The following is an 8,136-nucleotide window of genomic DNA, read 5'->3' as shown; positions in this document are numbered from 1 at the left end:
GTATGGTCTAGAACAGCCCCACCGCCTGATTTCTCCTTGTCAATAAACCAGCCCCCAGGATTGCTACCCCGATTTGTGCCTTTAATGGCTAAAATCTCTCCTAGTACGCCTTCTTCAATCACTTTCTTAGCATGTTGAATTGGAGTATTAAATCGGACAGGAAAAGCTGTTCCTAACAGAACATGATTTTGTTCACATACACGAATCATTTCTTCGATATCTTTTAAATTGGTAGCTAAAGGCTTTTCACATAAGACATGTTTCCCTGCCTTAGCTGCAGCCATTACATGCTGATGATGAAGACTGTTTTCAGATGTCACAATAACTGCATCAACATCCGAATCAAGTAGTTCCTGATAATTTTTATAATAAACGGCATCATAAAGTTGCGAGTATTTCATGCCTCTTTCTTCATTTTCATCAGCTATACCAGCTAATGTGACGCCTTCCATTTCTTTTATGACAGATGCATAACTAGTGGCATGCATATGGGCAAAGCTTATGATTCCAATCTTCATCTTTAATTCTCCCCCTTTTGATTAAGAGTCACAGGCAAACCCGTTTTTAGTGATTGAAGGGTTGCGATTGATATTTCCATCGCTTTATATGCATCTTCTGCTGTAACAATTGGCGTTCCATTTGTTTTCAAACATTTCAAAAAATGCTCAAGTTCAATAAAATAGGGTGATTTCTTCAGCGGACTTTGAGGCACTTGAACACCTGTTTTTGCCCCATTTGATTGTTTAATGGAGAGGAAAATAGGCTCTTCTTTTAAACTATCATATTCGATTATTCCGCTTTTTCCTGCAAATTCAAATTGGGTAGAGAACGTTTGATGGAGCCAGGAACCCTCAACGTGTGCGATTACTCCGGATTTAAAGACCAATGTCACAATTGCATAATCTAGTTTAGTAAGTCCTTTCGCAAATACTCGCTCCACCTCACCAAAGGTCCAACGTAGAAAATCAAAATCGTGGATGATTAAATCTAGAATCACACCACCACTTTTTGTCCGGTCTGAATACCAATCGTTCAACCCTGCCGGAAAACTTCCGCCACGTCTTGTTCGTACGACTCCAATATCACCAATTGCCCCTTTAGCAACAAACTCTTTTGCTTTTGCATACTGCGGAAAAAATCGGACAACATGCCCTACAAATAATTTCACATTTTTCTTCGCACAGTAATCCATCATTTCGCGAGCATCGTCAAGTGTGTAAGCTAATGGTTTTTCACAAATGACATCTATTCCGAAATCCGCAGCTTTCATCACATACTCTTTATGCAGGAAAGTCGGAACACAAACATCAATCACGTCAATATGTTCGAGACCTTTTACTGCCTCTTCTAATGTTTGAAAAATCTTTGTATCATGATCACCGATGATTTGAGCGGCTTGTTCTTTTTTAAAATCAACAATCCCAACGACTTGAACATCCTCCATCGCATAATAGGAACTAGCATGCTCCATCCCCATTGTTCCTGCACCAATCAATAAGACGTTTTGCATAATATCGACCTCTTTCCTCTATTTCCGTAAGTTGCCTAACAAGATGATTTAGATTTCCAAACATCCATTGGCAATTACTTCTTTGTACCAGTGGTAGCTTTCTTTTTTAATACGTTCTAATGAATCAAAGTCTACATATACGAGACCAAATCGCTTCCCATAACCGTCTGCCCACTCAAAATTATCTAATAACGACCAAGCTAGATATCCAATGATTGGGATTCCTGATTCAATCGCTCTACTTACAGCAGTCAAATGCTGCTTATAATAGTTTATTCGGTCCTGGTCATTCACTTTTCCATCGACAAGTTTATCAACACAACAAGCTCCATTTTCGGTAATAAATAACGGAGTATTTCCATATCGTTCAGCTAGATATTGAAATACTTTATAAAATCCATCTGCATAGATGGGCCAGCCGATATGTGTGTGGTTATAATCAATTTCAATATTCTCAATATCTAGTAATCCAGTATTTTCTTGATAGCGAGCGACATTTCCTGAATAATAGTTAACACCTATAAAATCAATGGGCTGCTTGATGATTTCCATATCTCCTTCTTCAATATGCAGCTCTGCACCTTTCTTTTTAAACCAATCCACTAAATAGGATGGATACTCTCCCTTAAAAATAGGATCTAGAAACCAATCAATGTTATGTCCAATCTCTCTCCTACAGGCTTCGATATCTTCTAATCGATTACTAAAAGGTTCTCTCCATGTGGTATTCGTTGCTGTGCCAATTTTTCCTTCTATTCCTAGTTCACGAAATACCTTAACGGCTTTTCCATGTGCTAACACCAAATGATGAGAAACATCTACAGCAAGTTGAAGATCTTGATACCCTGGCGCATGAACACCTCGATAATTCGATAAAAAGGCGGCACATAACGGTTCGTTAATTGTTTGCCAATATTTCACTTTCCCATTAAACTCCTTAAAAATGGTTTCAGCATATTCGCTAAAGGCATCAACTGTTTCTCTGTTCGCCCAACCACCTTGATCTTGTAGCGCCTGTGGAAGATCCCAGTGGTACAGGGTAAGCATTGGCTCGATTCCTTTTTCCACCAATTGATCTACTAAATTATGATAATATTGCAAACCTACTGGATTTAGTTCTCCTCTTCCATTTGGATAAATCCTTGGCCATGAAACTGAAAAGCGATACACATTAGCACCTAATTGGTCTAATAATACAATATCCTCTTGATAACGATGATAGCTATCACAAGCGATATCACCATTATCATCATTCATCACTTTTCCTGGGGTACGGGAAAAGGTATCCCATATGGATAACCCTCTCCCATCCTCAAATGCTGCTCCTTCCACTTGATAAGCAGCCGTCGCTGTTCCCCATTTCATGTCTTTTGGAAACTGAATAATAGGCATAATTTCACCTCCAATTGATACATATATTTACCAATTAAAATTCCCCGCTGTGGCAATTCGGTGGTAAAAGTGGTTTCCTAAAGATCCTTCTAGAATTCCATTTGGACCATCATGTACTAATCTCTTTTCTTCTAATTCTTCAATTCTATCGATTGTACCTTCTATCCATTGTTGAACCCGTAATTGTGTCGTTTCCAATCGGGCTACTAATCCGCCATAGCGGAACTCAATAATTTCCCAACCAAATGGTTTGTATAATGAAAACCAAACCTCCCTATGTTTGGAATGCAGAGTTCTTACCTCGGCAGCCAACTCATTAATGACTCCTAAAAGGTCGGACATTCCTTTTTTATCTTTTTGGTCATAAGCTGTCTTCAAATGGATACCCATTTCCGCCTTTACACTTAGGACATTCGATAATTGTTGGTAAAAATCAAATGAGGACGAAACTTTAGGATTTCTCTCTTTGGCACCCTTTAATTCGGGAAAAAGCTTCTTATAATGCTCATTCATTTGTAACCCATTGATATTTTTATCAAATAAACCGATTAAAAGATCCTGCCATAATAAAAATTTTGAAGCGTTTGATGAATTTAAATTATTTTTCATTACCCCAGGCGTTTCATCCAATCCATTAAGAATCAGGAAATCCTCTAAATGACTACCCGTACAAAACTGAAATCGTTGTGCAAGATGTTCCCTGGTAACAGTTTCATGATAAGTATGTTCCGCATAGAGTTGGATGACAGGTAATGCAGTTGTGAGCGGAGTTTCCGCACCATTGTCGCCCCATAATGTTGTAAAAACTTCTTGAATCCCATCTTTTTTACACGCTGATAAAGCAGCTTCTGTTGTTACAAATGCTCTTCCGTAATTTGGAGAAATTCCATTCCATGTCCATGCCCCACCAGCGAAAAGAGTATCTCTTCCTAATTCTTTATGTTTTTGTATATAAGAACGATAAAACTCTTCATCCGCATGATAATAGTCCCAATAAACAAGCTGGGCATTCTTTGGTATAGAGTCAATCGCTTCTTTTGGAATATGTACATCTTTATCATAATATTCTCCGTGTTTAGAACCTAAGCGGAAATACATATCGCTCCAAATCATTGGTTTTAAGCCCCGACGCTCCGCAATCGATACTACTTGCTCTAAATGCTTATTCATGATCTCAAAGCGGTTTTCATATCCATTTATATCTAAATATCGACCAAGCCCAAGCTGATGAGCTTCATCCATTCCAATATGAATCCGGTTAGATTTAAATGGCTTTGAAGCAGCCTCAATCATACTTTCAATAAATTGGTATGTTTTCGAATCACCAGCTAATAATATGTCAGCAGTATCTCTCATTTCTTTTGCATAGCCCCATTTTAATGCCATTGTTAAATGGGCCAGGGTTTGAATACAAGGAATCATTTCAATTCCAAAGGTATGTGCATATTCATCACATGCCTTTAGTTCATCTTCCGTGTATCTACCACGCATATACCCAAAATACGGATAATCTGGAACTTCGTAAGTATCCTCTGTATAAAGCATGACGACATTTAAGCCCATGACCGCCAATTTTCTTAGAAACCCTTGAACTTCCTCTACTTTTAATACGGCATTTCTAGAAACATCCAGCATGACACCACTCGTATAAAAATTTGGCTCTTCGGTCAACTCGAAGTCGCCTTTTTTCCTATAATTCTCTAACCACACACCAATCGCGCGATAGAAATGGATTTTCTCCTGATAAAAGATTTCACCTTTTCCATCCTTATTGCTGACATGGATATTTCCAACCCTTTGTGTAACCGTAATTGGGTATCCTTTTTCATGTAATTCAATGTTTAGCTCATCGGTTAAAAGCCCTAAACCTTTTAAAATTGAATTTGTTTCACCTATAAAATTTATTTGCATATTTGATACCTCTTTTCTGCTTAATAAAAGGAAGGTTTTAATATCCCTCTAATGTGGCGTCCCTTGGTATAAACAAGAAAACTCGTCAATACCAAAATGTGGAGCTCATCTTAAATGCGATAAAAACCTTCCTTCGTACAGTTTATTACGTATTTTTCAAAGTCCTTACGGAAAATGAATTAATTTTGTAAGTGTTGTAGATTCCTTTTTCAACAGTTTATCAAATTCATGGGGTGCATCGACAAATTCAACAACTTCTGAAATAAATGGCCGGACATCGATTCGTTTTTCCTTAATTAGTCGAATATATTCTTCCAGGTTCCTTCCTTCTGTCCAGCGGACATATTCATAAGGATAATCAACGGCGTCCCTTTCATAAACACTATCGTATCTACCAGGACCTCCTGCCCGAGAAATGAGTAGCTGCGCCTCTTTACCAAACATTAAGTCTCTCGGAAAATCTGGCTCAATATCACCAACAATGACTGCTTTTCCTTTGTTACGAATCCATTTCAAGCATTCATGAGTAAGTAGAGAACGTTTGCCTCCGGCACATAATAGGACCGCATCCGCTCCTCGTGAATTCGTATCAATCCGTATGGCCTCTTCCATTTCTTCGATAGACACAAATGATTTAATATTTTCTTTCTTAAGCATGTCAACACGACTTTCATGCAAATCATAGGCAATCACATTATAGGCTGCTGCATTGGCAATTTTAGCGATTAATTGTCCTAAAACTCCTAATCCAACGATGACGACTGTTTCACCAAATTGAAGATTGGCTATCCGTAGCGCATGAATCGCAATCGCCCCAAGTCCACCTAGGGCTGCTTCCTTCGGATCAACGGAATCGGGTACCTTGGCATATAATGGTTTCGGAACTTGTAAATATTCATCATGGTGAACATATGGAGCACCGTAACAAGCAACTAGATCCCCTTTTTTCACATCGGTAATGTCACTACCGCAATCAACAACTTCGCCCATCGCACTATAGCCAAGATGAAACTGCTTATTTTCACTAATAGCAAGCATCGATAGCTCAGTACCTGGCGAAATGACTGAATATAATGTTTTGACTAATATATAGGATGGTTTTCCTTCAATACTTGGTACTTCATCCTCGATGATTTCAACTTTCTTGTTGTTTGCGACAATTCTTTTCATTTGAAATCCTTCCTCCGTCAATTATTTGCCAACCACTTTGATAAGTTTGCTTTTACAAATTCATCATCATGTAAATGCGGGTAGCTAGTATAAATGCGGTCTAACTCCTCTGCCTGACCCGGACTTAAAACTTCACGATCCACTAAACACCAATTACCTTGAAGCAATCCTTGTCGTGCTAGGATTTCATTAATTCCAGCTATGCTTCCTTTGAAGCTGTTTCGTGAATCAAATATCGCAGCATTGGCATCTGTAATTTGTTGACCAAGAGTGAGTAACTTTGTTGGAATTGAATCCTGTTCTCTGACCTTTTTAATCTCCTCAAATGTCTCAACGACTTGTTTTGTCCAAACCGACCAGTGTCCAAGAAGGCCACCAACGATTTTCTTTTCAACCACATGATTACCAACAGTAAATTCATATGTCATAAGTAAATCGTTTATTATGTTATCGTCATTTCCGGTGTATAAAGCAATATCCTCATTTCGAGGTGAATTGCAAACGGCACGAACGACGTCTATCGAACAATATCGATCAAACGGTGCAATTTTTATCGCGTGCACATTTTGAATAGAAGCAAAACGCTCCCAAAATTCATAAGAGAAAATCCGTCCCCCCACTGCAGGTTGCAGATAAAAGCCAAACACCGGTATAATTTCCGCTACCTTTTCGGCACGTTCAAGTAATTCATCTTCAGACAGGTGATTTAATCCCCCCATACTTAACAGTCCTAAATCATAGCCAATCCCTTTACTGAATGTTGCTTCATGAATAGCTTGCTCTGTGGGTCCACAAATACCAGCTATCTTTATGAAGCTTTCAGAAACATTGGCACGCTTCGTTTCTTCAATTGCAAGCGATAACACTTTTTGATACAAATTGAATTCAGGATCACGAATTTCGAACTGTGTGGTATGAACGCCCACTGCAATTCCACCGACACCAGCATCAATATAGTAGCGTGTTAATGCTCGCTGTCCTGCTTCATCAAGCTGTCTTTCTTCTGTCAATGCAAGTGGATGAGCGGGAATCACTGTGCCCTCATGAAGCTTTATCTTAACAGCCTCTTTTAGCATTAAAATGCACCTTCTCTTTCTTGGAAATGCGTTGGCTTATTGATGGTTTCCCCATCACCGATAACCCAGTCCGCAATCAAATCAATCATCTGTTGAACCGTTACCTTTGGATAGCCAAATAATTTATGAGCATGTGATGCATTATTTAACAATGCCGTAGGGCTTTCACTATTTACGAATAACGGTTCCTTTTCCATTCGTTTGCCGAATTCATTAGCTAGCCATCTTACTGATAACGTTTCAGGTCCTGTCACATTAATGATTTGTGGAGGATGATTTGTATGTAATAAGGAGCGAATTGCGTATTCATTCGCGTCTCCTTGCCAAATGACATTCACATTTCCCATTGTTAAATCAATAGGTTTACCTTGTGATACTGATTTTGCAATTTCGAGTAAAACTCCATATCGAAGGTCAATTGCATAATTAAGTCTAAATAGGACAACTGGAGTTTGGTGTTTATGAGAGAAATAAGTAAGCACTCGTTCTCTGCCTAAACAGGATTGTGCATATTCACCAACTGGATTTGGAGCTACGTCTTCCGTACAACCATTGCTTAAAACTGAGGTTAATGGATATACATTTCCAGTCGAAAACGAAACAATCCGTGAGTCCTTAAATTTTTCTGCGATACGTCCTGGAAGATATGCATTCATTGCCCATGTATAATGCTCATTCCCCACTGTTCCAAATTTAGTGCCTGCCATAAAAATAATATTTTTTACGTTCGGCAGGCTTAGAAGGTCTTCTTCTTTCAAAAGATCAGCTTTGATGGTTTCAATGCCAGATGCCTCTAGTTCTTCTATTAAACTTTCATCTGAGAATCTCGCAACACCAATTACTTTTTTAGATAAACCTGACTGATTAACAGCTCGCTTTGCTAGTTTCGCTAAAGTCGGTCCCATTTTTCCACTTACACCTATAATCATGATGTCTCCATCGAGTTGTTGAATGTCCTTAATTAAATCTTCACTAGGTGTCGACATAAAGTCTTCTAATTCCGCAATCGTTTTCATTTAAATCCTCCTACTATATCTTTTTTATGTATTTGTGTTAATAAAACAGGTAATTTACTGA

The 8,136-nt window shown here is 38.5% G+C and carries 7 protein-coding genes; all 7 read right to left on the bottom strand.

Annotation, left to right across the window (positions count from 1 at the left end; genetic code table 11):
- Positions 1–518: Gfo/Idh/MocA family protein (locus tag V7147_RS19255; RefSeq protein ID WP_335369450.1), on the bottom strand; the 518-nt coding region annotated here is incomplete at its 3' end.
- A gap of 2 nt (positions 519–520) precedes the next feature.
- Positions 521–1,510, bottom strand: coding sequence for a Gfo/Idh/MocA family protein (locus V7147_RS19250; RefSeq protein ID WP_335369449.1), 990 nt, complete (start codon positions 1,508–1,510; stop codon positions 521–523).
- 48 nt (positions 1,511–1,558) lie between these two features.
- Positions 1,559–2,902 carry a GH1 family beta-glucosidase gene (locus tag V7147_RS19245; RefSeq protein WP_335369448.1) on the bottom strand — a complete coding sequence of 448 codons (1,344 nt, stop codon included), beginning with the start codon at positions 2,900–2,902 and terminating at the stop codon, positions 1,559–1,561.
- A gap of 27 nt (positions 2,903–2,929) precedes the next feature.
- Entirely contained in the window at positions 2,930–4,813 is a 1,884-nt protein-coding gene (locus V7147_RS19240; protein ID WP_335369447.1) for a beta-N-acetylhexosaminidase, read from the bottom strand.
- A gap of 165 nt (positions 4,814–4,978) precedes the next feature.
- Entirely contained in the window at positions 4,979–5,983 is a 1,005-nt protein-coding gene (locus tag V7147_RS19235; RefSeq protein WP_335369446.1) for a zinc-dependent alcohol dehydrogenase, read from the bottom strand.
- Positions 5,984–6,000: 17 nt separating this feature from the next.
- Positions 6,001–7,059 (bottom strand): dihydrodipicolinate synthase family protein, encoded by a 1,059-nt coding sequence (locus V7147_RS19230; protein ID WP_335369445.1) that lies wholly within the window; start codon positions 7,057–7,059, stop codon positions 6,001–6,003.
- A complete protein-coding gene (locus V7147_RS19225; protein ID WP_335369444.1) occupies positions 7,059–8,075 on the bottom strand; it encodes an NAD-dependent epimerase/dehydratase family protein in 1,017 nt (338 codons plus the stop codon). Before V7147_RS19225 ends, V7147_RS19230 begins: the two co-directional genes overlap by 1 nt.
- Positions 8,076–8,136: the final 61 nt, after the last annotated feature.

It is taken from the genome of Bacillus sp. JJ1521, assembly GCF_036965165.1.
In the GTDB taxonomy this organism is placed as follows: domain Bacteria; phylum Bacillota; class Bacilli; order Bacillales; family Bacillaceae_L; genus Ferdinandcohnia.
Note: the sequence above shows the minus strand (reverse complement) of the source record. Positions and strands in the feature narration are given on the sequence as shown.

What these genes read in the sequence shown, in the direction of transcription:
- V7147_RS19245 (WP_335369448.1), bottom strand. Translation starts at nt 2,902, where the DNA reads ATGCCTATTATTCAGTTTCCAAAAGACATGAAATGGGGAACAGCGACG.
- V7147_RS19250 (WP_335369449.1), bottom strand. Translation starts at nt 1,510, where the DNA reads ATGCAAAACGTCTTATTGATTGGTGCAGGAACAATGGGGATGGAGCAT.
- V7147_RS19240 (WP_335369447.1), bottom strand. Translation starts at nt 4,813, where the DNA reads ATGCAAATAAATTTTATAGGTGAAACAAATTCAATTTTAAAAGGTTTA.
- V7147_RS19230 (WP_335369445.1), bottom strand. Translation starts at nt 7,059, where the DNA reads ATGCTAAAAGAGGCTGTTAAGATAAAGCTTCATGAGGGCACAGTGATT.
- V7147_RS19235 (WP_335369446.1), bottom strand. Translation starts at nt 5,983, where the DNA reads ATGAAAAGAATTGTCGCAAACAACAAGAAAGTTGAAATCATCGAGGAT.
- V7147_RS19225 (WP_335369444.1), bottom strand. Translation starts at nt 8,075, where the DNA reads ATGAAAACGATTGCGGAATTAGAAGACTTTATGTCGACACCTAGTGAA.